This window comes from Petralouisia muris, from assembly GCF_004793545.1.
GTDB lineage: Bacteria > Bacillota > Clostridia > Lachnospirales > Lachnospiraceae > Petralouisia > Petralouisia muris.
Map to the genome: position 1 here is coordinate 56,869 of NZ_SRYA01000003.1, position 25,332 is coordinate 82,200.

23 protein-coding genes are annotated in these 25,332 nt (G+C 45.4%); 17 read left to right on the top strand and 6 right to left on the bottom strand.

Features of this window, described 5'->3' with window-relative positions:
* Nucleotides 1–11: 11 nt before the first annotated feature.
* Both E5329_RS02160 and E5329_RS02165 read left to right on the top strand, forming a co-directional pair.
* On the top strand, nucleotides 12–620 hold the full coding sequence (locus E5329_RS02160; RefSeq protein ID WP_135987940.1) for a hypothetical protein: 609 nt from the start codon (nucleotides 12–14) through the stop codon (nucleotides 618–620).
* Between the two features lie 59 nt (nucleotides 621–679).
* On the top strand, nucleotides 680–1,717 hold the full coding sequence (locus E5329_RS02165) for a lysylphosphatidylglycerol synthase transmembrane domain-containing protein (RefSeq protein ID WP_135987941.1): 1,038 nt from the start codon (nucleotides 680–682) through the stop codon (nucleotides 1,715–1,717).
* A gap of 188 nt (nucleotides 1,718–1,905) precedes the next feature.
* Here the strand turns inward: E5329_RS02165 and E5329_RS29590 are convergent, their stop codons facing one another.
* A complete protein-coding gene (locus tag E5329_RS29590) occupies nucleotides 1,906–2,070 on the bottom strand; it encodes a hypothetical protein (RefSeq protein ID WP_168356485.1) in 165 nt (54 codons plus the stop codon).
* Nucleotides 2,071–2,398: 328 nt separating this feature from the next.
* On the opposite strand from E5329_RS29590, the gene E5329_RS02170 reads away from it, so the two are divergent.
* From E5329_RS02170 to E5329_RS02185, 4 genes are read left to right on the top strand one after another with little or no spacing between them, the layout of a single operon-like run.
* Nucleotides 2,399–2,941 carry an RNA polymerase sigma factor gene (locus E5329_RS02170; protein ID WP_135987942.1) on the top strand — a complete coding sequence of 181 codons (543 nt, stop codon included), beginning with the start codon at nucleotides 2,399–2,401 and terminating at the stop codon, nucleotides 2,939–2,941.
* A 60-nt stretch (nucleotides 2,942–3,001) separates the two neighbouring features.
* Nucleotides 3,002–3,748 (top strand): hypothetical protein, encoded by a 747-nt coding sequence (locus E5329_RS02175; protein ID WP_135987943.1) that lies wholly within the window; start codon nucleotides 3,002–3,004, stop codon nucleotides 3,746–3,748.
* Entirely contained in the window at nucleotides 3,736–4,623 is an 888-nt protein-coding gene (locus E5329_RS02180) for an ABC transporter ATP-binding protein (protein ID WP_135987944.1), read from the top strand. The genes E5329_RS02175 and E5329_RS02180 overlap by 13 nt, the downstream gene beginning before the upstream one ends.
* 18 nt (nucleotides 4,624–4,641) lie before the next feature.
* The gene (locus E5329_RS02185) at nucleotides 4,642–5,766 is read left to right on the top strand and encodes an ABC transporter permease (RefSeq protein WP_135987945.1); all 1,125 of its coding nucleotides are present in this window, start codon (nucleotides 4,642–4,644) and stop codon (nucleotides 5,764–5,766) included.
* A 132-nt stretch (nucleotides 5,767–5,898) separates the two neighbouring features.
* On the opposite strand, the gene E5329_RS02190 is transcribed toward E5329_RS02185, so the two are convergent.
* Nucleotides 5,899–6,444, bottom strand: a complete 546-nt coding sequence (locus E5329_RS02190; protein ID WP_135988033.1) for a Uma2 family endonuclease — start codon at nucleotides 6,442–6,444, stop codon at nucleotides 5,899–5,901.
* 258 nt (nucleotides 6,445–6,702) lie between these two features.
* On the opposite strand from E5329_RS02190, the gene E5329_RS02195 reads away from it, so the two are divergent.
* Both E5329_RS02195 and E5329_RS02200 read left to right on the top strand, forming a co-directional pair.
* On the top strand, nucleotides 6,703–7,260 hold the full coding sequence (locus E5329_RS02195; protein ID WP_135987946.1) for an RNA polymerase sigma factor: 558 nt from the start codon (nucleotides 6,703–6,705) through the stop codon (nucleotides 7,258–7,260).
* A gap of 11 nt (nucleotides 7,261–7,271) precedes the next feature.
* Nucleotides 7,272–8,693 (top strand): DUF4179 domain-containing protein, encoded by a 1,422-nt coding sequence (locus E5329_RS02200; RefSeq protein ID WP_168356486.1) that lies wholly within the window; start codon nucleotides 7,272–7,274, stop codon nucleotides 8,691–8,693.
* Nucleotides 8,694–8,810: 117 nt separating this feature from the next.
* Here the strand turns inward: E5329_RS02200 and E5329_RS02205 are convergent, their stop codons facing one another.
* Together E5329_RS02205 and E5329_RS02210 are read right to left on the bottom strand one after the other, a co-directional pair.
* Nucleotides 8,811–9,737, bottom strand: a complete 927-nt coding sequence (locus tag E5329_RS02205) for an Imm51 family immunity protein (protein ID WP_135987948.1) — start codon at nucleotides 9,735–9,737, stop codon at nucleotides 8,811–8,813.
* Nucleotides 9,734–11,206 (bottom strand): nicotinate phosphoribosyltransferase, encoded by a 1,473-nt coding sequence (locus E5329_RS02210; RefSeq protein WP_135987949.1) that lies wholly within the window; start codon nucleotides 11,204–11,206, stop codon nucleotides 9,734–9,736. The genes E5329_RS02205 and E5329_RS02210 overlap by 4 nt, the downstream gene beginning before the upstream one ends.
* Nucleotides 11,207–11,441: 235 nt before the next feature.
* Between E5329_RS02210 and tig the strand changes: the two genes are divergently transcribed.
* Complete coding sequence (gene tig / locus E5329_RS02215; RefSeq protein ID WP_135987950.1) at nucleotides 11,442–12,695, top strand: trigger factor; 1,254 nt, start codon at nucleotides 11,442–11,444, stop codon at nucleotides 12,693–12,695.
* A 105-nt stretch (nucleotides 12,696–12,800) separates the two neighbouring features.
* Nucleotides 12,801–14,198: an asparagine--tRNA ligase gene (gene asnS / locus E5329_RS02220; RefSeq protein WP_135987951.1), complete on the top strand. Its 1,398-nt coding sequence runs from the start codon at nucleotides 12,801–12,803 to the stop codon at nucleotides 14,196–14,198.
* Between the two features lie 23 nt (nucleotides 14,199–14,221).
* On the opposite strand, the gene E5329_RS02225 is transcribed toward asnS, so the two are convergent.
* On the bottom strand, nucleotides 14,222–15,220 hold the full coding sequence (locus E5329_RS02225) for a DHH family phosphoesterase (protein WP_135987952.1): 999 nt from the start codon (nucleotides 15,218–15,220) through the stop codon (nucleotides 14,222–14,224).
* Between the two features lie 194 nt (nucleotides 15,221–15,414).
* Between E5329_RS02225 and recJ the strand changes: the two genes are divergently transcribed.
* From recJ to E5329_RS02245, 4 genes are all read left to right on the top strand, one after another.
* On the top strand, nucleotides 15,415–17,178 hold the full coding sequence (recJ, locus tag E5329_RS02230) for a single-stranded-DNA-specific exonuclease RecJ (RefSeq protein ID WP_135987953.1): 1,764 nt from the start codon (nucleotides 15,415–15,417) through the stop codon (nucleotides 17,176–17,178).
* Between the two features lie 62 nt (nucleotides 17,179–17,240).
* Nucleotides 17,241–18,224, top strand: a complete 984-nt coding sequence (locus tag E5329_RS02235) for a methyl-accepting chemotaxis protein (protein WP_135987954.1) — start codon at nucleotides 17,241–17,243, stop codon at nucleotides 18,222–18,224.
* A gap of 22 nt (nucleotides 18,225–18,246) precedes the next feature.
* Nucleotides 18,247–19,176 carry an alpha/beta fold hydrolase gene (locus E5329_RS02240; protein ID WP_135987955.1) on the top strand — a complete coding sequence of 310 codons (930 nt, stop codon included), beginning with the start codon at nucleotides 18,247–18,249 and terminating at the stop codon, nucleotides 19,174–19,176.
* A 111-nt stretch (nucleotides 19,177–19,287) separates the two neighbouring features.
* Complete coding sequence (locus tag E5329_RS02245) at nucleotides 19,288–20,310, top strand: DUF1002 domain-containing protein (protein WP_168356487.1); 1,023 nt, start codon at nucleotides 19,288–19,290, stop codon at nucleotides 20,308–20,310.
* A gap of 61 nt (nucleotides 20,311–20,371) precedes the next feature.
* Here the strand turns inward: E5329_RS02245 and E5329_RS02250 are convergent, their stop codons facing one another.
* A complete protein-coding gene (locus tag E5329_RS02250) occupies nucleotides 20,372–21,457 on the bottom strand; it encodes a DUF6709 family protein (RefSeq protein ID WP_135987957.1) in 1,086 nt (361 codons plus the stop codon).
* A 120-nt stretch (nucleotides 21,458–21,577) separates the two neighbouring features.
* Here E5329_RS02250 and E5329_RS02255 point away from each other — a divergent pair, with 120 nt between their 5' ends.
* From E5329_RS02255 to E5329_RS02265, 3 genes are read left to right on the top strand one after another with little or no spacing between them, the layout of a single operon-like run.
* Nucleotides 21,578–22,381 carry a class I SAM-dependent DNA methyltransferase gene (locus E5329_RS02255; protein WP_135987958.1) on the top strand — a complete coding sequence of 268 codons (804 nt, stop codon included), beginning with the start codon at nucleotides 21,578–21,580 and terminating at the stop codon, nucleotides 22,379–22,381.
* Nucleotides 22,378–23,256 carry an Hsp33 family molecular chaperone HslO gene (hslO, locus tag E5329_RS02260; RefSeq protein ID WP_135987959.1) on the top strand — a complete coding sequence of 293 codons (879 nt, stop codon included), beginning with the start codon at nucleotides 22,378–22,380 and terminating at the stop codon, nucleotides 23,254–23,256. The genes E5329_RS02255 and hslO overlap by 4 nt, the downstream gene beginning before the upstream one ends.
* 14 nt (nucleotides 23,257–23,270) lie before the next feature.
* Nucleotides 23,271–25,205: an NAD(+) synthase gene (locus E5329_RS02265; RefSeq protein WP_135987960.1), complete on the top strand. Its 1,935-nt coding sequence runs from the start codon at nucleotides 23,271–23,273 to the stop codon at nucleotides 25,203–25,205.
* The last annotated feature ends 127 nt before the right edge of the window (nucleotides 25,206–25,332 follow it).

Here is a 25,332-nt window from a genome sequence, read left to right on the forward strand (position 1 = left end):
AAGAGGACAATATGGAAAAATTATATTTGGCATTAGTGGATACACCGGGATTGTTTGCATCTGTGATACGCAGGGTGATTGGCATTGATTACATACATGTGGTGCTTTCTATGGACGAAGAGCTGAATGAAGCCTACAGTGTGGGCAGGAGGAATCCGGCTGTTCCGATTCTGGCAGGCTTTGAAAAGGAAGATGCAAGGAAAATTGAACAGGTATTTCCCTCAGCGAAATACAAGATTGTAAGCATGGAATGCACGAAGGAACAGAAGGAAAATATATCCAGGCAATTGCAGGAATGTTTTTCCAGGAGATTTCAGTTTCATTATTGTATCCTTGGCCTTCCCATGTTATTATGTAATATACCTTTTTATCAGAAGAACCATTACACCTGTTCTTCTTTTGTGGCAAGTATTCTGGAGGATAACGGGCTGGATCTCTTTGGCAAACACTTTTCCCTGGTAACTCCAAGGGATTTCTATGAACTGAAGGATACCAATCTGGAATTTGAGGGAACGCTGCATGAATTTAATGAGAGCTGCCTGCGTTACCCTGTCAAAAATCCGGGATTTTTCCGTCAGGCAATGCGGAAGCTGTCTTATGTGAGAAATGGCGTGGCTTAATTTGCCTGAAGGGTTGGAACAGAAAGCATGTTGATATCGGGAATGGAGCAGTAGAATTTATGAATCGGAAAAATTTAATCAGTGCAGGAGTTCTTTTATTGCTGGTGGCACTGACAATTAGCGCTATTTTTAAAGGAAACGATATGGCTGCGGTAGTTGCGGCTATGAAAAAATTACATCCGGCATATCTGTGCGCTGCCGCTGCCACAGCAATCTTTTTTGTATCGGCAGAGGGACTGATGATTTGCTATCTTCTCCGGTCGCTGAATTACAGGACAAAAGCAGCCACCTGTGTAAAATATTCCTTTGTGGGATTCTTCTTTTCAGGAATTACGCCTTCTGCCACCGGAGGGCAGCCCATGCAGCTTTATTATATGCAGAAGGAAGGCCACAAGGTATCGGACAGCACGGTGGTGCTGATGACGGTAGCAGTGATTTACAAATTTGTCCTTGTGGTGATGGGCGTGGGAATTTTGTTTTTTTACCATGAACCGCTGTCTGTGTATTTGAAGAAGTATTTATATCTGTATTATCTGGGGCTGTTTTTGAATACGGCTCTTGTGGTAATTTTGCTGTTTATTATGGTAAGCCCCAAATGTTTCAAGGGAATTGTAATCGGCGGTGAAAAGATCTTAAAGAAATTTCGTCTGCTGAAATCTTCCAGGGAGCGGACGGAGAAGCTGATTGAGATGGCGGATCAGTATCATGAAGCGGTGCTGTTTTTCCTGAAAAATAAAAGCAAGATAGCTGCAGTTATCGCTTTTACCGTGATACAAAGATGCAGCGTATTTTTTCTTACCTGGCTGATTTACCGGGGACTTGGACTGGAAGGAGCCAGTGCATTTACGGTTATGAGCCTGCAGGCTGCCATCTATATTGCAGTCGATATGCTGCCTCTGCCAGGGGCCCAGGGAATTACGGAGATGATGTATAAGACAGCCTTTTCTATGATTTTTCCGGGAGCTTATCTTACCGCTTCCATGTGCGTGACCCGGGGGCTGAATTTCTATCTGGTGCTGATCTTAAGCGCGATGGTTTCTCTGTGGAGCCATCTCCGTTCCGGCAAAGCCGGGCGTATGGCCACGGAGTTGCCGTAGGAAAGAAGATGGTATCCAGATTATCATGAATATGCGGTTAAATATCAACGTTTATACTTGATTAAATTTCCATCTGCGTAAAATTCGTTGACATTTAACCGCCGGGGTAACAGGAACAAAACGGGCTTTACGCCTCTTATATCAGGTTACTTTCACTAACTTTCGAATCTGGATTGTTTTACCAGCAGTTATTCTTTATCATTTGCACAAAGGATCTTATATTTCTTGACTAATTTCTGATGATCTTCAAAATTCTTACATTCTTTTAAATCATTTAACATTCTCATTCGTTCTGATTTACGCGCTAATATTTCCACAACTTCTGCATTGGCTGGCATGTACTTATCACTCACTTTCCATCACTTCCCTTCCTGGCATATGGCGTTGATCTGATAGTTTTATTATACTGGAAAGGGAAAAGGCATAAAGTCTGTGATGCTATTCTGCTGTCAAGGTTGTTGATCGGGACTTTTGTAAATTTATCCTATAGAAAAAGAAGATTTTCTTTTGTTATGATTTTATGATAAGAGCAAACAAATGTTTGGTTTTTGAATTATAAATTAAAAGAGGATAACAGTCAACAGACTTGCGGAAATTTTAGAAAAATTTCAGAATAATAAAACCTTTTCAGCAAAGGATACGTTATATTTAACATAAGACAGAGCAAAGGAGCGCCAGGCATTGAACGACAGAGAACTGATCCGGGAGATCCAACGGGGAAAAAAAGAATATCTGAATACCATTGCAGAGAAATATTATGATGATATTTACCGTTTTTGCTGCTGTCAGACTGGAAGCAGCCAGGACGCCGGTGATTTGACCCAGGAGACGTTTCTGCATTTTATCCGGTCTGTGGAGCATTACCATTACCGGAACTTGAAGGGATATCTGCTTACCATTGCAAGAAATGTGTGCGTGGATTATTTCAGAAGCAGGAAACGCAAGCAGGAAAAAGAAGCGTTCTGGCAGCAGGAAATCTCAGGCAGAGAAGAAAATGTTGTGAAAGCCAGATCGCAGCAGGAGGAATTGCTGATTACCGTGCAGCAGTTGACAGAGGAGCTTCCCCAGATGCAGCGGGAGGCAATGATTCTCTATTATGGGTATGGGTTTAAATACCGGGAAATTGCCCGGATGACAGAGACGGGAATTGGAACAGTAAAGTCCAGAATCCGCCAGGGAACAGAAAAATTGAAAAAGAGCCTGAATAAAGGAGACTTACAGTAACCCCCTATTTTGCTTAACCAGTCGTGCCACAGGCCAATATCAGGACAGAAGGAGGACAAAGTGAAAGAAAAAATTATTTTAGAGGAAATTCAAATTGACCGGCAAAGGAAGCAGCAGATTCTTAGGAATATTGGAAAGGCAGTGGAGGAAAAACGATATGTATACTGTCCTTCTTTGTGGGAAATATTTCGGGGACAGCTAAAATACATTTCCAGGTTCTGCCTGGGCGGGCAGCTTTTGTGTTTGTTTTTGACGGTAGTGCTGCTGGGATATTTCCAGTGGGTGGAGGAAGGGATGCTGACTTATCTGGGCACAGCATCCGTGGCGGCTTCCGGTATGGGAATTTTTCTGATGATAGAGCTGAGCAGAAGCAGCGCCATTGGAATGATGGAATTGGAGCAGTCCTGTTATTTGAATTTTAAGCAGGTGTGGTGTGTGAAGATGATTCTCTTCGGTTTTCTGGACATCTTGCTGCTTACAGTGATGGTTGCTGTCATTGCAGGAAATACATCCTGCGGCATGTTCCGGGCTTTGGTGTACCTTCTGGTGCCTTTTCTGCTGTCCAATGCAGTGCAGCTTCTGGTATTTACTATGCTGCGGGGCCGGAAGGGAGAATACCTGCAGGCGGGAGCTGCGGCGGTGTGCGGGGCGGCGTCTTTGATTCCCTTAAGCAGCCCGAGATGGTATACTTTGACTTATTTCGGCTTGTGGATCGTTGCGCTGGCGGCGGCTATCCTGTGGCTGATACGGGAAATAAGTCTGATTTACCGCAGGCTTGAGGAAGGAGAGATTTTGTGTTGGAATTAAAATTAGACAGGGTAAGCAGACATTACAAGCAGAAGATTGCTGTAGACCGGCTGGAATTTACCTTTGGCAAGGGAATTTACGGTCTGCTGGGTGCGAATGGAGCGGGAAAGACCACGCTGCTGCGCATGATGGTGGGAGTGCTGAAACCCACTTCCGGAGAAATTCTCTGCGACGGGCAGGAAATTGGGAAAATGGCCGGGGAATATCGAAGGAAGCTGGGGTATCTTCCTCAGGATCTGGGTTATTATCCGAATTTTACAGTCTGGCGTTATCTGGAATATCTGGCAGAGCTGAAGGCAGTGCCGCCGGAGCTGGCCGTGGAAAGAATTGAAAAGCTTCTGCAGTTTACCGGGCTTGCCAAATCCGGAAAAGAGAAAATAAAAACGCTTTCCGGAGGTATGATACGCCGGATGGGAATTGCCCAATCCCTGTTGAATGATCCGGAAATCCTGATTCTGGATGAGCCTACCTCGGGCTTAGACCCCCGGGAACGCATCCGGTTTCGGAATATGATCAGTGCGCTGGGCCGGGACAGAATGGTTCTGCTGTCTTCCCATATCGTATCGGATATTGAGTATATCGCAGATGAAATACTGATAATGAAAGGGGGAAAAATTACAGAATCAGGAAACTTGCAAAAGATTTTAAAGACGGTGGAGGGAAACGTCTGGGAATGCGTAAAGGAACCGGAGCAGGCGGAGCTTTTAAATCAGCAATTTACTGTTAGTAATCTTAAGAATACGGAAGATGGAAAAGTGGTTCTTCGGATTGTTTCGGATACGCAGCCTGTGGAGGGAGCGGTGCGGATTCCGCCTAATCTGGAGGATGTGTACCTTTATGGAACAAGGGAGAAGTCATTTGGCCCACGAGTATAGAAGAACAGGAGGCAGGCCATGAGATTGTTAAAGATGGAATTTTATAAGATAGCGGCAAGGCCGGTGATGAATCTGATCTTGTTTGGAATGGTGGGATTTTTTATGCTTGTTTTTTATCAGGAAGCAGATGGAACCAGGACAGAAATAGATGGGACGGTATACCAGGGATTGGAAGCCATACAGATGGATCGTAAGCTGGCGAAAGAATATGAGGGCATATTTACAATGGAGAAAGCAGAGGATATCGTAGCGCGTTTTGGATTTTCCGGTTATATTGGCAGAACAGATATGGAATATATCACAGTCAGAGAGGGGAATTTCTGCAGCCAGTTTGTGACAGATAAGATGACGGACTTTTTACAGACCGAACAGCGTCCTACAGAATTTTCCACAGGGGAGGCATGGGAAAATTATGGGAAATATTATGTTGACGGGGAATTCCGGTTTGGATATACAAAGGGCTGGGAAAAATTGCAGGACATCTGGTACTTTGCAGTAACCTTTTTGAATGTATGGCTGGTACTAATGGCGGCGCCGGCGTTTTCTGAAGAATACAGCAGGAATACCACAGAACTTCTGCTGTGTACAAATCAGGGAAAATCCAGGGATATCCGCAGGAAAATAGAAGCGGCCATGGCTCTTGGAGTGCTGTCTTATCTTCTGATGGTGATTTTTTTGTTTGGAATGACGACTGCAGTTTATGGTTGGGACGGATTGGAAGCCGGCGCCGCCGATTTCCAGATAAACGCCAGATATGGAAGCATAGGGAATTTTTTGGGAATTTTATTCCTGTCAGGATTAGCCTCTGTTCTTTTAAATGTCAGCGTCACGCTGTTTTTTTCTTCCAAATGCAGGCGGCCTGTATCAGCGGCGACGGTTGGAATGATTTTTTTTATTTTGCCCTATGGGGTGGATCGGGTAATGTTTCCCATGCTGTCTAAAATGGGAACAGCAAATTATTTTTGGGGATGGATCTTCATGGATGTAATGCGGATTTCCTGTTACTCCATGCCAATATATCTGCCTCATCCAGGAATTTTTACCGTTCCTGCAAGATGGCTGCGGTACCTTCCGGCGATTGGGGTTGTGACCCTGGGAATCTCTGTCTGGCGGGGGTATCAAAATTATCGGCATTATGAGTAATGTTATTTTATCATATCTTATCGGACAGACCGTGTTGCTGTGAACTGTTAAAGTTCATGACTTTCCTATAAGATAAAAGTCCTCCGGGCAGGATGCGCACTCGCATGTAAGGCTGATGTCGCTCAGGCGCGGCTAATACAGAAGATCTTCCAGCCGAAGGATAAGTTCACTGTAAATGCAGGATGGAATCTCATCCTGGAAAGTATATTGATCGGTTTTCACTTCATGCTCAAAATCATAAACATTGACAATCCTGGTCATAGGGTTTACAATCCAGTATTCCCGCACTCCGGCGGTGCGGTATTTGTACAGCTTGACGCCGTAATCCACGTATTTTGTTCCAGGGGAAGCGATTTCGATAATCCAGTCTGGAGCTCCGTTACAGCCCTTCTCATTCAGCTTGTCAGTTTGGCAGACAACGGAAATATCAGGCTCCACATAATTCCTGTCATCTGCGTTCAGGAAAACTGCAAATGGAGCGGGATAGACCCGGCAGGAACCATGTTTGGAATCAATGAAATCACGAATTTTATAGTGGAGTCCAGAAACAATTTCCTGATGGATGCGGGTAGGCGGAGCCATATCGTAAATCTGTCCGTCAATCAATTCTGACCGTTTGCCTTCCGGAAGCTGATAAATATAATCAAGGGTATATAGGGTTGGTTGTAAAAGAGGCATTGACATTATGTTCTCCTTTCTGAGAGATTGGCTGTTTGAAATCTAAAAACCTTGCTGATAGGTTCATTATACAAAAAAGGCAGGGTTCTGTAAAGCTATTGTGAAACCTATGGAATTAGATGCGCTGCTGTGAGGGAACTGCAGTCCTTGAACCATATTTTTGCCTATAAGCTGGAAAACAGTAAGAATAAACGGAAAATCCTGTAACCTTCTCTGATTTTATCCGACTTATAGAGTGAACAGGGAAAGGAGGATATTATGGAAGATACAGCGATCATAGATTTATTCTGGGAACGGAAAGAGGCGGCGATAGAGGAACTGAGCGGCAAATATTCCGGATATTGCTACAAAATTGCCTGGAACCTTCTTATGAACCATGAGGATTCGGAAGAATGCCTGAATGACACCTGGCTGTCAGCCTGGAATTATATGCCGCCCAAAAGACCTTCCCGTCTGGCAGTCTTTGTGGGAAGAATTACCAGAGGTCTTGCCATAGACTGCTTCCGCAAAAAGCATGCGGCAAAACGGCCGGACGCCCACAGGGCGGATGTGTGCTTTGAAATGGATGAGTTGTCTTTATCTTATACCATTGAAGAGCAGATGGCAGAGAAGAAATTATTGGAGGAAATTGAAAAATTTCTGTGGAAGCTGCCAAAAGCGGACCGGGATATCTTTATCCGGCGGTACTGGTATCTTGATCCGATCTGTGAGATTGCCAAAAGACATAAGGCGTCGGCAGGATGCATTAAGACAAATTTATGCAGAAACCGCAAGAAATTATTTCGTATTCTGGAGCAGGAGGTGATGGGACAGTGAAGGAGGATGGAATGAAAAAAGAGTTTGATTTTGCAGAAGTCTTTGGGAACATTGATGACAAGCTGGTGGAGGAAGCAGGAAAAGAATGGCAGAGAACCAGGATGCAGGCGTTTTATTTATACCGCCGCAGGATAGCAGGCGCGGCGGCAGCCATTGTCTTTGTGATTCTCATGGCGGGCAGCCCCAGAGTGCAGGCGGCGGTGAAAGGAATTGTAACAAAAATCGGGCAGATATGGCAAGTGGAGAAGGATTTGTCTCCCTATGCGGAAATTATCAATAAGGAGCAGGAAAAAGAAGGCTTTACGGTTACCTTACATGAAGTGATCCTGGCGGATCATAAGATATACGCTTCTGTGACAATCCATACGGAGGAACCGGAGGGGCTGTTTGTGCCAGGAGAATTTGTAACGATCAATGGAGAAAAACAGAAGCTTTCCACCTACACCGATGAGACGCCGGTATATGACGGTGAGTGGGAGAATGCAGGCAGTATTGAAGATAAAATAGAGCCTGACCATGTATTTATGTTGGAAGTAAAAGACCTTCCGGAAAAAATCACGGATATTCGGCTTCATTTTCTGGCCTATAAAAATGCAGAGGATCTGCTGGATGAGAAAAATGAAATTGCCTTTGATTTTGGGTTTACGGTCACAAGCGAGGAGCTTGCCTGGAATACCCTGAAGATGTCATATGATAAAACTTTCCCGTTGGGAGAGGGCATGGAACTGAAAATCAAAGATCTGGTAATCACTCCGGTGGACAGCCGGATTGAGGCGGAAATTCTAGGTGAAAAAAGAGAGGCGGAATATTATCTGGAAGGCATAGACAGTCTGGGAAATCAGGTGTTTTACTATCCGGAGAGCAGGAATGGCAGCAGAATTACTTTTGCAGGTGAGCTGAGCGTTGGCCTTCCTGCTATAGAATGCGATTGGATGGAGCTGCGGCTGTACCATTACTGGGCAGTTTCGGAAGAGGAACAGGAACCCATTGACGTTGTGGACGGAGAAGAGATTATGGCGGATCTCGAAGGACAGCTGATGAACCAGGTATATCTGGGGGAAAAATTCAGGCTTGCGGTGAACCGGGGAGAGCCGGAGGATTACAGTGATGAGCCTTTTGACGTGGAAGAATGGGATAATTTTGTCTGGAAAAGTGAATTTACCATTCAGGAAGTCAAAGAATTGGCGGCGAAAGGGGAAGAGATTTCCGATCTGGACTTTTCCGGATACCAGCTTTATGAAAACAGGTGGGATGACGAGCAGGAAGCCTATGTGGACGAATATGAAGTGGAACAGGGCTTTCGGCTCCTGGTGATTGACAATATGGTGGAAGAAGAGAAAAAAGGAATTCATCTGGTAAAAGATGGAGAGGAAGGATTTCTGGATTTGCGCCATGCATCGGCCAAAGAAGTTGAGGAATTTTTGAAAAAATAAGTAGGAAAGATTTTTCTGTCTGGACATTTCCGCAGGGGCTGCCGGAAATGTCCAGGCTAGAGCGTGTTTGAAAAATGTATCTGACAGAAAAGATTTTTAAACACGATTATATGAAGCTTAATCACCGCTTTTGATGCGTTCTAATAATTCTTCAAAAGCGTTTCTGTCCATTGTAAATTTGTGAAAGGCAAGGGCAAATTCTTTCAGCGGTTTTTTGGAAGAAGACTGCACCGAAAAAGTGTCTGCTTCACAGTCAAAGGTAAATTTTTCTTTGAAGCTGGGCATATAGGTTTCAATAAAAAAAGATGCGGTTTTTTCCCAGTCATATCCGTTTCCCAGCATATTGTTTTTGGTAAAGCCGTCTTCATTCAGCAGACCGGCATCTAAGCTTAAGGAATATCTGCCAGTGTCTGAGAACCAGCGAAAAGGCGCAATGGTTTCTTTTAATTTCTTGTCCAAATCCCTTGGTTTGGGATATTGGTTCCTACGCTCTTCTACAGTCTGCTCATAATTCAGTTCCAATCCCTGCATAGCAAGCAGGGAACGAATTTTAACTTCTAAATTCACACTGCCATGTACAATCATATCAGAGACGCCTGATTCTTTTAATTCTCTGTTCTGCTGCTGTGTAATGGGAAGTTGTTCCCCGCCCTTCCAAAGCGTCATTCCCATGCTCAGGAAGAACGAAATGTTTTCATAGTCTGAATCCGTCCATTTATCATAATGGGGATTCTCAAATAAAAACCGCCAGCGTCCTTTTGAAAAAGCGCCTACCATCATTACAGGTTCCAAAAGCCGTCCGGAATGAATGATTGCTTCGGGGCTTTCTGGTATTTTTCCCACATAAGAAAAAATTTCAATCAGATTCATATTTCCGGTTTGCAGTTCGATGAGCCGTCCGAACGCATAAATGTCATCCTCGTGGAATTGATATCGTTTATAATCTATGAGTTCCTCCGTCTTTGTCCATTCCTGATAGGATGGAAGAAAAAGAGGAATTGTGAAAATGTCGCCGGAAGCCATATCTTTTTTTGTTTTCATCATAGCGAAACCTCTTGGGCGCTGCTGCTTTCCAGAGAATATTCATTCAGAATTTTCCGTTTCATATCAAACAGTTCATCTGATAAATCCACATACACCTCATGGGGATTTGCAAAACGTTTCGTTTCATTCCAAAGGGTGTCTTTTTCCTGATTGCAATATTTTTGAATCTCCATTACCTTCGGGGATTCATAGATACAGGTTCCATTTTCAAAAACCTTCACCAGCAGTTCCCGCATGGTGTAAGTTCCTCCGGCCAGGGTGGTGCGCTTCCAGGTCTCTAAGGAATCAAAGAGACGCAGATTTTTGTCGGTGTCATAGACTTCATCCGCAAGGCAGATGAGATCTGCTTTAATTTTGCCGGAAAATTTATCATATATCCGGTAAATGGTTTTATTGCCGGGATTTGTGACCTTTTCCGTGTTTTCTGAAAGCTTGATTTTAGGGAGAAAATTCCCGTCTTTATCCTGAATGGCCGCCAGCTTGTATACGCCGCCGAAGGCAGGACAGTCTTTGGAGGTAATCAGGTTGGTGCCTACGCCCCAGGAGGTAATTTTGGAGCCCTGGGCCTTCAGGTTTTCAATCAGATACTCGTCCAAATCGTTGGAAGCGGAGATAACGGCGTCATGAAATCCTGCTTCGTCTAACATATTCCGAACAATTTTTGACAGATAGGCAAGGTCGCCGCTGTCCATGCGGACGCCGTAAAAACTCAGGGGAATTCCAGCTTCCCTCATTTCCGTAAATACCCGGATTGCGTTGGGAACGCCAGATTTTAAGGTGTCATAGGTATCCACCAGCAGAATACAGGCAGAAGGGTAGAGTTCAGCATATTTTTTGAAGGCGGCGTATTCGTCAGAAAAGCTCATAATCCAGCTGTGGGCATGGGTGCCTTTTACCGGAACGTCAAACATCTGCCCGCACAGTACATTGGAGGTGCCGCAGCATCCGCCGATGATGGCGGCTCTTGCTCCGTAAACGCCGGCATCCGGCCCCTGTGCCCGGCGCAGGCCGAATTCCATTACACTGTCTTTGTCAGCGGCATAGCAGACCCGGGCGGCTTTGGTGGCAATCAGGCTCTGATGGTTTAAGATATTTAAAATGGCTGTTTCAATAAGCTGGGCTTCCATAATAGGCGCAATCACTTTGATCAGCGGTTCTCTTGGGAAAATCACCGTGCCCTCCGGAATGGCGTAAATATCGCCGGAAAACTGGAAATCTTTTAAGTATTCCAGGAAATCCTCTCCGAAAATTCCTGTGCTTCTCAGATAGGAAATATCATCTTCCGAAAAATGCAGATCTTTGATGTATTCGATAATTTGCTCTAATCCTGCACAGACGGCGTATCCGCCGTTGCTGGGGTTTGTCCGGTAAAATGCGTCAAAAACGACGGTTTCGTTGTTGTCGGTTTTAAAATAGCCCTGCATCATTGTCAGTTCGTACAGGTCTGTCAATAAAGTTAAATGGTTCATAATCGACTCCTTTTCAGCGTTTATGGGCTGTATGACTATTTCCATAAGTATAGCACAATTGCAGCGTGATGGCAAAGAGTATGACGTTATTGTGCCTGGACATGTTTCTTAATATTTTGTGTATTATTTGTGTTTTGTAACTGGAAACCTTTTCATTTTGGAAAAAATGTGATATTCTTTATTACTGTGAAAAGTTTTTGTTGTTTCATATTCAGAAAAGAAAGGTAAATGCTTTATGAAGAAAAAAATCATGTTACTGCTGTGTGCAGTATGTACAGCGGCTTTACTGGGCGGCTGCGGAACAAACCAGAAAGAAAACAGCGATCAGAAAGAAAGTACGGACAAAGAGGAAACAGGCGGCTCAGAGGATCAGAAAGAGGCCATTGAATATAATGCGGCAGATTATGTGGAATTGGGAGAATATATGGGGTTGGAGGTAAGCCTTGGCTCCTATGAGGTTACAGATGAGGATGTAAAGAATGAAGTAACGAATGCATTGCTGGCGTATCCGGTGTACGAGGACACAGAGAAGGATACGGTGGAAGACGGCGATTTTGTCAACATTGACTATGAGGGACTGAAAGACGGCGAAGCCTTTAACGGCGGGACAGCCCAGGGGGCAGTGCTGGAAATCGGCTCCAACAGCTTTATTGACGGATTTGAGGAAGGTTTGATTGGAGTTAAAGTAGGAGAGAAGGTTGCCCTGGATTTGACGTTTCCCGAAGGATATCAGAATGCGGAGCTGGCAGGACAGGCGGTAGTATTCAATGTGACTGTGAATAAAATTGTCAATAAGTCAGATATGACTTATGATATGCTGGATGATGCATTTGTGGAGAAAAATATGTCCTCCCAGGGTTACAAGACCGTGGAGGATTTTGAGAACGGCGTCAGAACCCAGTTGGAGGAGAGCAAAGAAGTCACTAAGGAACAGGAAACCCAGGCCGCAGTGATTCAGAAGCTGAAGGAGGTCTGCAAGGTGAAAGAATTTCCCGATGGGCTTTTAGATCAGAGGATGGACGAATATATGGCTCGGTTTAATGCGAACCTGGAAGCTTACGGCATGAAGCTGGAAGATTATCTGTCAACATCTGGTTTTACGGAAGAAGATTTTAACGCCCAGGCAGAGCAGCTTGTGACTGAGACGCTGGAAGGGGAATTGATCATTGAAGCCATTGCTCAGAAAGAAAAGATTGAAATCAGCGACGAGGAATTTGAAGAATATAAGAAAAGCGTTGTGGAAGAATATGGATACGAGAGTGAAGAAGCCCTGCTTGAACAGCACGGGGAAGAATATGTCAGAAATGTTTATCTGAGAGAAAAGACAATAGACATGCTGACGAAAAATGCGAAGATTACCTATGGAGAGAATTCCGGGGAAGCAAAAGGCGCCGGGGAAGAGACGTCCGAAGAAGGCCAGGAGACTGGAGAGAAAGAAACGTCCGAAGAAGGTCAGGAGACTGGAGAGAAAGAAACAGCGGAAGAGTAAACTAAGGGAAATAAATGGAAATTTGTGAAAAAGGACGAAAAGGCGAAGAATGATAGAAACGGCAAACGAGTAAGCCGAAGGAAATGAAAATAAAGGAGAAGAGCTATGGAATGGAAACTGACGAATATTAAAGACCTTTACCGCAGGAAAGAGGAGTTTTTAGAACAGGAGGTTACCATCGGGGGATGGGTGAGAAGCATTCGTAATTCTAAGAATTTTGGATTTATCGTGGTCAATGACGGAACATTTTTTGAACCCCTGCAGGTGGTGTACCACGATGGGCTTTCCAATTTTGCGGAGGTGGAGAAATTAAATGTGGGAGCGGCCATTATGGTAAGAGGAAAGCTGGTGGCTACCCCTCAGGCAAAGCAGCCTTTTGAAATTCAGGCAGAAGAGGTGCTGGTGGAGGGACAGTCTACGCCGGATTATCCGCTGCAGAAAAAGCGTCACAGCTTTGAATATTTAAGGACTATTTCTCATCTGCGTCCCCGAACCAATACCTTTGAAGCAGTGTTCCGGGTGCGTTCCCTGATTGCTTACGCCATACACAAATTTTTCCAGGAGAGGGATTTTGTGTATGTGCACACGCCGCTGATTACCGGAAGCGACTGTGAAGGAGCGGGAGAAATGTTCCAGGTAACCACACTGGATTTGAAGGATGTTCCCAAGGATGATCAGGGGGCTGTAGACTTTACCCAGGACTTTTTCGGCAAGCCCACCAACCTTACGGTAAGCGGTCAGTTAAATGGGGAAACTTACGCCATGGCCTTTAAGAATATTTATACCTTCGGTCCAACTTTCCGTGCAGAGAATTCCAACACCACCAGACATGCGGCGGAATTTTGGATGATTGAGCCGGAAATTGCTTTTGCAGATCTGGAGGATGATATGATTCTGGCGGAAAGCATGCTGAAATATATTATCCGGTATGTCCTGGAGCATGCGCCGGAGGAGATGCAGTTTTTCAATCAGTTTGTGGACAAGGGCCTGTTAGAGCGTCTCAATCATGTGGTGGATTCTGATTTTGCCCATGTGACTTATACAGAGGCCATTGAGATCCTTGAGAAAAATAACGAAAACTTTGAATATAAGGTATCCTGGGGTGCAGATCTGCAGACGGAGCATGAGCGTTATCTGACCGAAGAGGTGTTCAAGCGTCCGGTGTTTGTGACAGATTATCCGAAGGAAATCAAGGCATTTTATATGAAGCTGAATCCTGACAACAAAACCGTTGCCGCTGTAGATTGTCTGGTGCCGGGAATCGGGGAGATTATCGGCGGAAGCCAGAGGGAAGACGATTATGAGAAACTCTGTCAGCGGATGGAGGAACTTGGGTTAGAAAAAGAGGACTATGATTTCTATCTGGATTTGCGGAAATATGGAACGGCAAGGCATGCAGGGTTCGGTCTGGGATTTGAACGGTGCGTAATGTATCTGACAGGCATGACAAATATCCGGGATGTGGTGCCATTTCCGAGAACTGTGAAGAATTGTGAGTTATAATAGTTTGAAAAGATACAGGTCTGCTATATGGCAGACCTGTCATTGCGTAAAGCTTGTTCCATTTTTATGATTTCATTTAAAAATGCATCCTGAAGTGCAGTATGCATATCCTCTCCCAGCAAAGGAATATGCTCCAAAGGAATGATGCCTCCGGCCATGGAAGGATGTCCGCCGCCGCTTCCCCAGGGTTTTAAAACCCGGGCGATCAGGTTGCCGGCATGAATCCGGTTCTGCTCACAGCGGATGGAAAAGCGCAGCCCATTGGTTTGTTTTGCATAGATAATGGCAATATGTACCACGTCCAGGGATAAAATAAAATCAGAAATAATGGCAATCAATGCATTGGCGCAGTGGAAAGGGATATAGGCAAAGCCGGTGCCGCCGAAAATTTTTATATTCTGTATGGCGGCGCCGTATGCCCGCAAATCATCAAATTCCATGGTATTGGAGTACATTCTAGTAACCAGTTCCCAATCAGCCTGAGCAAACAGAAAAGAAAGCATCTCTGTATCCAGTGCAGCGGTTCCCCGGCAGAAATCCGCCGTATCCATTTTAATGCCGTAGGCCAGTGCAGCGGCGCAGGCAGGGGAAATGGGCGTGTCAGTCTGCTCATAATAAGAAGCAATAATGGAGGAGCATGCGCCTACCGGCCGGATGTCCTGATACAGGTATTGATAAGAGACGAACACAGGATGATGGTCAATGCACGCCACTTCATCTCCGATTAAATCAGTCACATTGCTGTTCTTTTTCTGGGAATCTACCAGAACAATCAGATCCTCCCTGGCCATATCCGGAAGGTCGTTTTTGGAATGCATCGTGATTCCGAAGGTATCCAGCATTTTCTTGGCGCTGAGCCGATCGATTTTTCCATCATAACAGAGCATGGCGCTGACGCCATGGAAATCCAGAAACTGTTGGAGGCCGAAGGCGCTGGCAATGGCGTCCGGGTCCGGAAAGTTGTGAGTTTGGATATAAACAGTATGATTTCTTAAAATATCTGCTAAATCTAACGGGTTCATGAAATGCGATACTCCTTTGCTTTTTGTGACATTATATCCTTTTTCAAAAAGAAAATCAATGAAAATGAAAAATAACGGGTTTTGTGATATAATTTGGCATGGAACTGGCGCATCCCAGATGGGCATGGAAAAGGTTTTTGGGGAAATAATGATTCAGAGGGTGGAAAATAATCATTTCTGAAATGGAGAACAGTATGGAAAAATGGGTAGTATCTGCCAAAAAGGCGGATTTTAAGAAAATATCAGAGCAGTTTGGAATTGATCAGGTAACAGCCAGGATTATACGGAACAGAGATGTGCTGGGAGAAGAAGCCATAGAGGAATATCTTCATGGAAACCTGGAACATCTTCATGAGCCGAAGAAAATGAAAGATATGGAGCGCGCCGTATCAATTTTGCAGGAAAAGATTCAAAAAAGAAAAAAAATCCGCATTATTGGGGATTATGATATTGACGGAATCCAGTCTGTGTATATTTTGTATTCGGCTTTGAGAGAATGCAGGGCAGCGGCGGACTATGCCATTCCTGACCGGATGGCAGACGGATATGGAGTCAATGAGCGGCTGGTGCGTCAGGCGGCTGAAGAAGGCGTGGATACCATTCTTACCTGTGATAATGGGATTGCTGCAGAAGCGGAACTGGCTCTGGCAAAAGAGCTGGGAATGACGGTGATTATCACAGATCACCATGAGGTTCCCTATGAGCAGAAGGAAGATGGGGAGAAAATCTTTTGTATACCGCCGGCGGATGCAGTGGTGAATCCCAAGCAGCCGAATTGTCCCTATCCATTTAAAGAGCTGTGCGGCGGGGCGGTGGCTTTCAAGTTGGTGCAGGCATTGTTTGAAAGGATGAAATTTCTTCCGGAAAAAGCTTTCGCATATCTGGAAAATGCAGCTTTTGCCACGGTAGGGGATGTGATGCCGCTGACAGGAGAGAATAGAATTCTGGTGAAAGAAGGTTTAAAATCCTTAAATCGAACAAAAAATTATGGAATGCGGGCGCTGGCAGCCAGGAATCAGATTGAGCTGGGTAAAATAAAGGCGTATCATATCGGATTTGTGCTGGGTCCCTGTCTCAATGCCAGCGGAAGGCTTGACACGGCTTACCGGGCCCTTAAGATGCTGCTGGCAGAGGATGAGCAAACAGCGGCAGAGTATGCAGGGGATTTGTATGATTTGAATGTGAGCCGGAAAGAAATGACAGAACAGGGCGTGAAACAGGCGGTGAAACAGGTGGAAGAAACTTCCTTAAAAGAAGATAAAGTTCTGGTGATTTATCTGCCGGACTGTCATGAAAGCCTGGCGGGAATTATTGCCGGGCGTGTCAGGGAACGGTATCACCGCCCGGTATTTGTACTGACTTCCGGCGAAGATGGAGTAAAAGGTTCCGGCCGTTCCATTGAAAGCTATTCCATGTATGAAGAGATGTCAAAATGCAAAGAATTATTTACCAGGTTCGGAGGACATCCCATGGCGGCTGGGCTGTCTCTGCCCCAGGAGCATGTGGAGCAGTTTCGGCAGAGATTAAATGAAAACACTACTTTGACTGACGAAAATTTGAAGGGGAAAATTGTGATTGACGTGCCTATGCCTCTGGACTATATTTCAAAACCTCTGATACAGGAAATGAATCTTTTAGAGCCCTTTGGAAAATCAAATGAAAAGCCGATTTTTGCAGATAAAAATTTACATATTCTGTCACTGCAGATTCTTGGAAAGAATCATAATGTGTGCCGGATGCAGGTGCAGAGCCAGGGAGGAACCGTCATGAGTGCAGTATATTTTGGAGAGACGGAAGTATTTCTGGATTTTTTGCGCGGCAAATTCGGAAACTATGCGCTGAAACAGGCCATGTCCGGCCAAAACAGCGAAATTCGGGTATCTTTTATTTATTATCCGGAAATTAATGTGTACAATGGCAGGGAAAGTTTACAGATAATTGTAAAGAACTACTGTTAGAAGCGGACAAAATGTGATAGAATGGTAAAGTATGATACACTTTGTAAGAAAGGGGAACCCAGATGTTCGGAATAGGGAAAAAACAGGAGGAACTGGAACGTGAACTGCTTTCCAAACAGGCGGAGGCAGATAAATATTTGAAGAAATTATCAGAGGTGACAAATAAAATGCGGTTGGTGCAGAAAGAAACGGAAACAGGAATTGCTTCCATGGAAGAGAGCCAGAACGAGCTGGACAGCCAGATGGAGAAATTGACCCAGGCAGTGAAGGGTGCCGCCGGAGAAGCTAAGCGGCAGAATGTCAGAAACCGTGAGCTTCAGAAAAAGATTGTGATTTTAGCCAATAAGGCAGGGCTGGCGGATGGCACATATCAGAGATCCATTGAAGGGATCTACCGGAGAGAGAAGGAACTTCTGGAAATGATAGAACAGGGAAGGAAGCTTACTTCTCCGGAAGAAGTGCTGGAGCTGGCGGCTACCGGTATGCGCCAGGAGATGGGAGAAATGGGAAAGCGTATCGGGGAAATGGAAGAGATGGAGAAGCAGATGGGAATCCTTGCGCTGAATGCGGCTATTGAAGCAGGAAGGCTGGGAGAGGATGGCGTACAGTTTGTGGAAGCGGCAGAGAAAGTCAGAGATTTATCAGGCAAATACCATCAGTCCGCTGCTTTTATGGCGGAGAAAATGCAGAAGATGGAGGAACGGCTGAAAGAGGCTGAGACCCAGGTGCTGTATTTGACCCAGATTTGGAATGAGCATAACGCCCGTCTGGAGAAAGCGGCGGAAGGGTTTGGCTCTTATGCTTCCAGGCTGGAAGAGACGGAAACCAGAAATCTTGTTCCCCAGATTCTTGCCCTGGCAGAGAGTCTGGATCAGTCTGTAGGAGACGGCGAGCTGATTACGAAACAGTATGACGCTGCCAGCCAGGTGGTGGAACAAACAGGAAAGACCTTTATGGGCCAGCAGGAGACTTTAAATAACCTGCGCAGGAAGGCAAAAGAAGTGGAAGAATGGCTTCGGGCAGTAGGAGCAGAAATCAGTAAATAAGCAATTGTGACAGGAGACGCCTATGAAAAAGGGAACTTTTGGATTTTTATCGGCTGATAAACAGACAAAGATTCATGCAGTGAAATGGGAACCGGAGAAAGGAGAATTAAAAGGAATTCTTCAGATCAGCCATGGAATGATTGAGTATGTGGAACGATATGAGGGCTTTGCTGAATATTTGACAAAGCAGGGTTTTATGGTAGTGGGAAATGATCATTTGGGGCATGGAAAATCTGTGCAATCAGAAGAATTCTGGGGATATTTTGCGCCAAAAGACGGCAGTGATATTGTGGTGGAGGATTTGAACCATCTGCGTAAAATCATTCAAAAGGAACACCCGAATACGCCTTATTTTATGCTGGGCCACAGCATGGGTTCCTTTCTTTTGAGAAAATATCTGTCTAAGTATGGCGGCGGGCTGAAAGGAGCCATTATTATGGGAACCGGCAATCAGCCCAATGCGGCAGTGATAACGGGAAAATGCCTGTGCAGGGTTCTGGCCCTGTTTTGCGGCTGGAACCACAGGTGTAAGCTGGTAGAAAAGATGGCGCTGGGCGGGAACAATAAGAGATTTCGTGCGGAAGGGACGGAAGGGGCCTGGCTGACCAGGGATAAAGAGATTGTAAAAGCATATAACAAAGAGCCAAGATGTACCTTTAAGTTTACGTTAAATGGTTATTATACGCTGTTTGACACCATACATTATATTAACAAGCCGGCCCATATCAATGCCATTCCAAAAGAACTTCCGCTTCTTCTGGTGGCAGGGGAGGAGGATCCGGTGGGCAATTACGGTGCAGGAGTAAAAGCAGTCTGCGTAGCTTATAAAAGAGCTGGAATTCAGAATATTACCTGCAAATTATATCCCGCTGACCGCCATGAAATTTTAAATGAACTGGATAAGGAAACCGTGTATAAAGACATTTATAAATGGATGAAAGCCAAAATGTAAGGAAGGCCAAAGCGCAAGGGAAGAGATTTAAGAAGGATCATCCTGCGGCGAATACGCATCATTTTTTCAGATGTGCAAAGGACAATTACAGAGGACAGAATGGAGGTAACCATGAAAAAGCGCGGAAATCAAATCATCAGCCTTTTGATGGTAGTTATGCTTCTTTTACTGACGCCGGCTCAGGCATGGGCGGCAGAAACAGATGAAAAAGAAGTGGCGCCGGGAAACAGCCAGGAGATGGAGGATTCTCAGGCCGAAGGAAGCAAAGAGGACACAGGCTCATCGGAAGAAAATATGGATGCAATGGATCAGCAGGGAGAAGTGACAGAGCCTATCACCAAAGAAGACAAACCATATCTTGCCCTGGGAGCCAATCTAACTCCGGATCAGCAGCAGACGGTATTGGAGCTTTTGGGAATCAATCCGGCGGAGCTGTCAGAATATGATGTAATTTATATTACCAATGAAGAGGAACACGAGTATTTAGGGGAATATGTGGACGCAGGCAAAATCGGAACCAGAGCGTTGTCCTCGGTGCTGATTGTAAAAAGAGATCAGGGAAACGGAATTAATATTACCACCAAAAATATTTCTTACTGCACCATAGGCATGTATAAAAACGCCTTGATTACAGCCGGGATTACCGATGCCGATATTATTGTGGCGGGTCCTTTTCCCCTTTCAGGTACCGCAGCGCTGGTGGGAGCTATGAAAGCTTATTCTGATATGACTGGAGCCAAAGTTTCGGAACGCAGCATGGACACAGCTTTAAATGAACTGGTATTGACTGGAGATATTGCAGAAGCAGTGGGAGATTCCCAGAAAGCAGAAGAGCTGGTAGCTTATCTGAAGCAGGAGGTTGTTGAGAAGGGACTGAATTCAAAAAATGAAATCAGGGAAGCCATTCAGGAGGCATGCAGCCAGTTTGATATTACTTTGGCGGAACATGAAATTGCAGAACTGACAAATCTTCTGCAGAAAATAGGAGAGCTGGATCTGGATATTGATTCCATGAAAGAGCAGGCAGAGGAATTATACGAGAAAATCTCCAATCTGGACGCCAAAAGCATTTTTGAAAAAGTGGCAGATTTCTTCCGGTCAATTCTGGACTTTTTTACCGGATTGTTTTCTTAAAAAATCAAGGGCTGCATCAATGCCTGCTGGCAATACGCAGCCCTGTCTGTAATTATATAGATTAAATTTTTTTCTGCAAAAAAGCAATCAGCTTTTCAAAATGTGTCAAAAAGACACGTTTTCCATGGACTTTCAGACGATTTTCTTCGTTAAATCCAACCAGAATTTCATGATTGGCCTCAGCCAGATAATCCATAATGCCGTCAATATCAGATTTCATGTTTTTCGGGCAGTGAAAATGCAGGTGTTTTCTTGCAGTAATATGCAGCGTATAGGAAATGCTGAAATGATACCACAGAATCTTGTGCAGGGTGGAATGTTTATAAATCCACAGGATTTCCTGGATGGGAATGACAGCGGCGCCGTAACCGGCAAGAACAATAAAATAATGTTCTGTGATAAACATATCCTCTGTGGCAAGCTGCGGTAAGGTGGCAAGTTCGGTTTCTGCCTGAGCCAGCAGTTCCTTTGCCTTGCCGAAACGTCCCAGCTGCCGGCAGGCAGGGGCAAACGCCGGAAAACGAATATAAATCATATCAAGTATTATCCGCAGCAGGGCGTAAATGCCTGAGGCAAAATACAACGTCATCAGAACGGCGCTGGGGAAAAGCAAAAAAGCAGGTTCACTGATAAAGTAAGAACTTACGAATTTGGAAATTCCCTCTTTGGTCCACTCCAAATCATTCGCCAGATTCTCCAACAGCGCAGAGAAAGCAGGATTTTCCTTGAGGACCCTGCCCCGGATGTGGACAGAGTCTATCAGCGGAAGCCCCTCTTCACAGGTAGAAGGAGAGAGCAGAACGATTAGACACTGCTGTTTTTTGACTTCCTGCCTGTTCTTGTCTTTGGTATGATTTGCAGCAGGCAGGGTATAGTAATAATAACCCAGAGTTCGTCCCAGGGATTCATTGGTATATCCGGTAAAATACAGGTTTTCCAGTGTTGTTTCTATATAAGAGGAATGATGGTCTGCGTATTCGCTTAAATCGTCGCTATAATCTAAGGGCTGAGGAAACAGGATGTCATACAGGGGAAGGGACAGCCACAGGATCATCAGAAAAATCAAATAGAGCATGGGGGAAACAAGACGGCGGCAGTATACCCGCCGGATGTGTCTGGATATATAATGGTCGTAATTTTCTATCATAAAGGCTCCTTGCAAAACGTATCTGTTTTTACTATAATATAAAAACAGTATACGTTTTTTGGGAGAAATAATCAAGATAAAATCACTAAGGTAATATAGGATAACATGGAGGATTCTTGTATGGAGGCATATACAGGATTTGCCCGGGTTTATGATTTGTTTATGGACAATGTACCCTATGAAGAATGGAGCCGGTACCTGATCAGTCTGCTGAAAGAATACGGAGTTTCAGATGGGATTGTTCTGGACTTAGGCTGCGGCACCGGGAAAATGACAAGGCTTTTGTCCCGGGCAGGCTATGATATGATTGGCATTGACAATTCGGAAGAAATGCTTCAGATAGCCAGAGAAGCGTCTGATTCCGAAAGCGGGCCGAAGGGGAATTCGGCTGATGTATCAGAACAGGGAAGGGCAGAGGATATTTTATATCTGCTGCAGGATATGCGGGATTTTGAATTGTACGGAACGGTAAAAGCCGTAGTAAGCATTTGCGACTGTATCAATTATATTCTGGAAGAAGAGGAATTGCTGCAGGCCTTTCGGCTGGTGAATAATTATCTGGACCCAGGCGGCGTCTTTATTTTTGATATGAACACTCTGTTCAAATACAGGGAAGTATTAGGGGAAAATGTAATATGCGAAAACCGGGAAGAGGGAAGTTTTATCTGGGAAAACTTCTATGATGAGAAAGAACGCATCAACCAATACGATTTAACTCTTTTTATCCGGGAAGAGGGAACATCCCCGCTGTACCGGAAATACGAAGAAACTCATTTTCAGCGGGGATATGAGCCAGAACAGGTGAAATCTCTGTTAGAGCAGGCCGGAATGGAGGTTCTGGCAGCTTTTGACGCATTTACCAGAGAACCGGCCAAAGATGACAGCCAACGGATATACATGATTGCAAGGGAGAAAGGAAAATGAAAGATTACATTGTAAGAGCAACGGCAGCGAATCACCAGATACGGGCGTTTGCCGTTACTTCCAGAGAATTGGTGGAACAGGCAAGGATTTACCACAATACCAGCCCCATTATGACGGCGGCTTTGGGAAGGCTTCTGACAGGCGGGGCCATGATGGGAGTTATGATGAAGGGAGAGCAGGATTTGCTGACCCTTCAGATTAAATGCGGCGGCCCAGCGAAGGGGATGACCGTAACAGCAGACAGCAGAGGAAATGTAAAAGGATATCCCCATGTGCCGGACGTGATGCTGCCTCCCAATGAGAAAGGAAAGTTGGATGTAGGCGGCGCTCTTGGCCCTGGAATCTTAAGCGTTATAAAAGATATGGGACTGCGGGACCCTTATGTGGGACAGGTGGCGCTGCAGACCTCAGAAATTGCAGAAGATTTGACCTATTATTTTGCCACTTCTGAGCAGGTGCCTTCCGCTGTGGGACTGGGAGTGCTGATGAATAAGGATAATACGGTGAAACAGGCAGGCGGTTTTATCGTTCAGCTTATGCCTTTTACAGAAGAAGCGGTGGTTGCAGCTTTGGAGGAAAAGGTTGCCAGCGTGACTTCCGTTACGGATCTGCTGGAACAGGGCCTTTCACCCGAAACCTTGTTAGAGCGGATATTGGGGGAATTTGGTCTTGAAATCACGGATAAAATACCGGCGGCATATCATTGTAATTGTTCCAGAGATCGCGTGACGAAAGCAATTGTCAGCATCGGCGTAAATGATATTCAGGAAATGATTGAGGACAACGAACCCATTGAGGTAAACTGCCAGTTTTGTGATAAACATTATATTTTTACGCCGGAGGACTTAAAAATGTTGTTGGATACCCAATGGTAAGAAAGGAGCAGCCAGTGAAAAACGGATTTATCAAAGTGGCGGCGGTGACGCCAAAAGTCAGGGTAGCCGACCCTGTCAGCAATAAACAGGCAATCATAGAGAAAATAGAAGAAGCGGAACGGCAGCGGGCAGTGGCAGTGGTTTTTCCGGAACTGTGCATTACCGGATATACCTGCGGGGACTTGTTTTTGATGGAGCCCCTGCTGACCCAGGCTAAGGAGGTTCTTTTGGATATTGCGGCAGAGACCAACGGAAAAAATATGCTGGTGTTTGTGGGGCTTCCCTTCGCATGGAAGGGGCGGCTTTACAATGTGGCGGCAGTTCTGGGAAATGGAGCTGTGCTGGGTTTGGTGCCTAAAACCTGCATCCCTAATTACAATGAATTCTATGAGGGCCGCTATTTTACCCCTGGAAGGCAAGAAGCAGAAGAGGTGGCTCTGACAGAGGAGATTAAAGTTCCTATGGGCAGCCATTTGCTGTTTTGCGCAGACAGCATACCGGAACTGAAGATTGCCGTGGAAATCTGTGAAGATGTGTGGATTCCTGCGCCTCCCAGTATTTCCCATGCGCTGGCAGGAGCAAATCTGATTGTGAACCTGTCTGCCAGTGATGAGATTACCGGCAAAGATCGTTACCGGAAGAATCTGGTGGAAGGCCAATCTGCCAGATTGATCTGCGGTTATGTCTATGCCAGCGCAGGGGACGGGGAATCCACCCAGGATGTGGTATATTCCGGCCACAACATGATTGCGGAGAACGGGATTATGATTGCGGAGGCGGAGCGTTTCTGTAATCAGTCGGTGTATGGGGAAATTGACATCCAAAGGCTCACAGGGCAGCGCAGAAGAATGTCTACTTTTACAGGGCAGACAGACAATTATCGGGAGATTCCTTTCCATCTGAAAAAAGAAGTCACAGAACTGACCCGTTTTGTAGATCCTTCTCCCTTTGTGCCAGGCAAGACAGAGGAACGAAAGAAGCGGTGCGAAGAAATTCTTTCGATCCAATCCATGGGACTGAAAAAAAGGCTGGAGCATACCGGCTGCAGCCATGCGGTAATCGGAATTTCCGGCGGGCTGGATTCTACCCTGGCGCTGCTTGTAACCGTGCGGGCGTTTGATTTGCTGGGATTGGAGCGGAAGGGAATCCATGCAGTTACCATGCCGGGATTTGGAACTACAGACCGGACTTATGACAATGCAGTGAATCTGATCCGGCGTCTGGGGACAGATTTTCGTGAGGTAGATATCAAAGAAGCGGTACGGGTGCATTTTCGGGATATTGGTCATGAGGAGCGTCAGCATGACGTCACGTATGAAAACGGACAGGCAAGGGAGCGGACGCAGATTCTGATGGATATTGCCAATCAGGAAAACGGCATGGTCATCGGCACCGGTGATATGTCAGAACTGGCATTGGGCTGGGCCACCTACAATGGGGATCACATGTCTATGTACGGGGTGAATGCTTCGGTTCCAAAGACATTGGTGCGCCATCTGGTACGGTATTATGCGGACGCCTGCGAGAATGCGGAATTGAAAAAAATTCTTCTGGATATCCTGGACACCCCCGTCAGTCCGGAGCTTCTGCCTCCGGAGGATGGGAAGATTTCTCAGAAAACGGAAGATATTGTAGGCCCATATGAGCTGCATGATTTCTTTTTGTACCATATGCTCCGCTCCGGCTTCGGCCCAGGCAAGATTTACCGGCTGGCAGCGTATGCCTTTGAGGGAAGGTACAGCGGAGAAGTTATTTTAAAATGGCTGAAGGTGTTTGTCCGGCGGTTTTTCTCCCAGCAGTTTAAGCGTTCCTGTCTGCCGGACGGGCCAAAGGTGGGAACTGTGGCTGTTTCGCCCAGAGGGGATCTCAGGATGCCCAGCGACGCCAGCAGCGCCCTCTGGATGGCGGAAATTCAGGAGCTGGAAAATCTTCTTCCTGATATAGGATGATTTGAATTCGCCAGTATTTGTCCGGGCAAATGCCGCCATACTGCAGCAGGCAGTTTATAAATATTTTATAGAATCTTTCTGTTTTCTTCATTGCAATTGCCGCAGAAAGGATTAGAATATATTCATA

Coding starts and splice junctions, on each gene's coding strand:
- E5329_RS02160 (WP_135987940.1), top strand. CDS start 12: ATGGAAAAATTATATTTGGCATTAGTGGATACACCGGGATTGTTTGCA.
- E5329_RS02165 (WP_135987941.1), top strand. CDS start 680: ATGAATCGGAAAAATTTAATCAGTGCAGGAGTTCTTTTATTGCTGGTG.
- E5329_RS02185 (WP_135987945.1), top strand. CDS start 4,642: ATGAGATTGTTAAAGATGGAATTTTATAAGATAGCGGCAAGGCCGGTG.
- E5329_RS02190 (WP_135988033.1), bottom strand. CDS start 6,444: ATGCCTCTTTTACAACCAACCCTATATACCCTTGATTATATTTATCAG.
- E5329_RS02195 (WP_135987946.1), top strand. CDS start 6,703: ATGGAAGATACAGCGATCATAGATTTATTCTGGGAACGGAAAGAGGCG.
- E5329_RS02200 (WP_168356486.1), top strand. CDS start 7,272: ATGAAAAAAGAGTTTGATTTTGCAGAAGTCTTTGGGAACATTGATGAC.
- E5329_RS02205 (WP_135987948.1), bottom strand. CDS start 9,737: ATGATGAAAACAAAAAAAGATATGGCTTCCGGCGACATTTTCACAATT.
- E5329_RS02210 (WP_135987949.1), bottom strand. CDS start 11,206: ATGAACCATTTAACTTTATTGACAGACCTGTACGAACTGACAATGATG.
- tig (WP_135987950.1), top strand. CDS start 11,442: ATGAAGAAAAAAATCATGTTACTGCTGTGTGCAGTATGTACAGCGGCT.
- asnS (WP_135987951.1), top strand. CDS start 12,801: ATGGAATGGAAACTGACGAATATTAAAGACCTTTACCGCAGGAAAGAG.
- E5329_RS02225 (WP_135987952.1), bottom strand. CDS start 15,220: ATGAACCCGTTAGATTTAGCAGATATTTTAAGAAATCATACTGTTTAT.
- recJ (WP_135987953.1), top strand. CDS start 15,415: ATGGAAAAATGGGTAGTATCTGCCAAAAAGGCGGATTTTAAGAAAATA.
- E5329_RS02235 (WP_135987954.1), top strand. CDS start 17,241: ATGTTCGGAATAGGGAAAAAACAGGAGGAACTGGAACGTGAACTGCTT.
- E5329_RS02240 (WP_135987955.1), top strand. CDS start 18,247: ATGAAAAAGGGAACTTTTGGATTTTTATCGGCTGATAAACAGACAAAG.
- E5329_RS02245 (WP_168356487.1), top strand. CDS start 19,288: ATGAAAAAGCGCGGAAATCAAATCATCAGCCTTTTGATGGTAGTTATG.
- E5329_RS02250 (WP_135987957.1), bottom strand. CDS start 21,457: ATGATAGAAAATTACGACCATTATATATCCAGACACATCCGGCGGGTA.
- E5329_RS02255 (WP_135987958.1), top strand. CDS start 21,578: ATGGAGGCATATACAGGATTTGCCCGGGTTTATGATTTGTTTATGGAC.
- hslO (WP_135987959.1), top strand. CDS start 22,378: ATGAAAGATTACATTGTAAGAGCAACGGCAGCGAATCACCAGATACGG.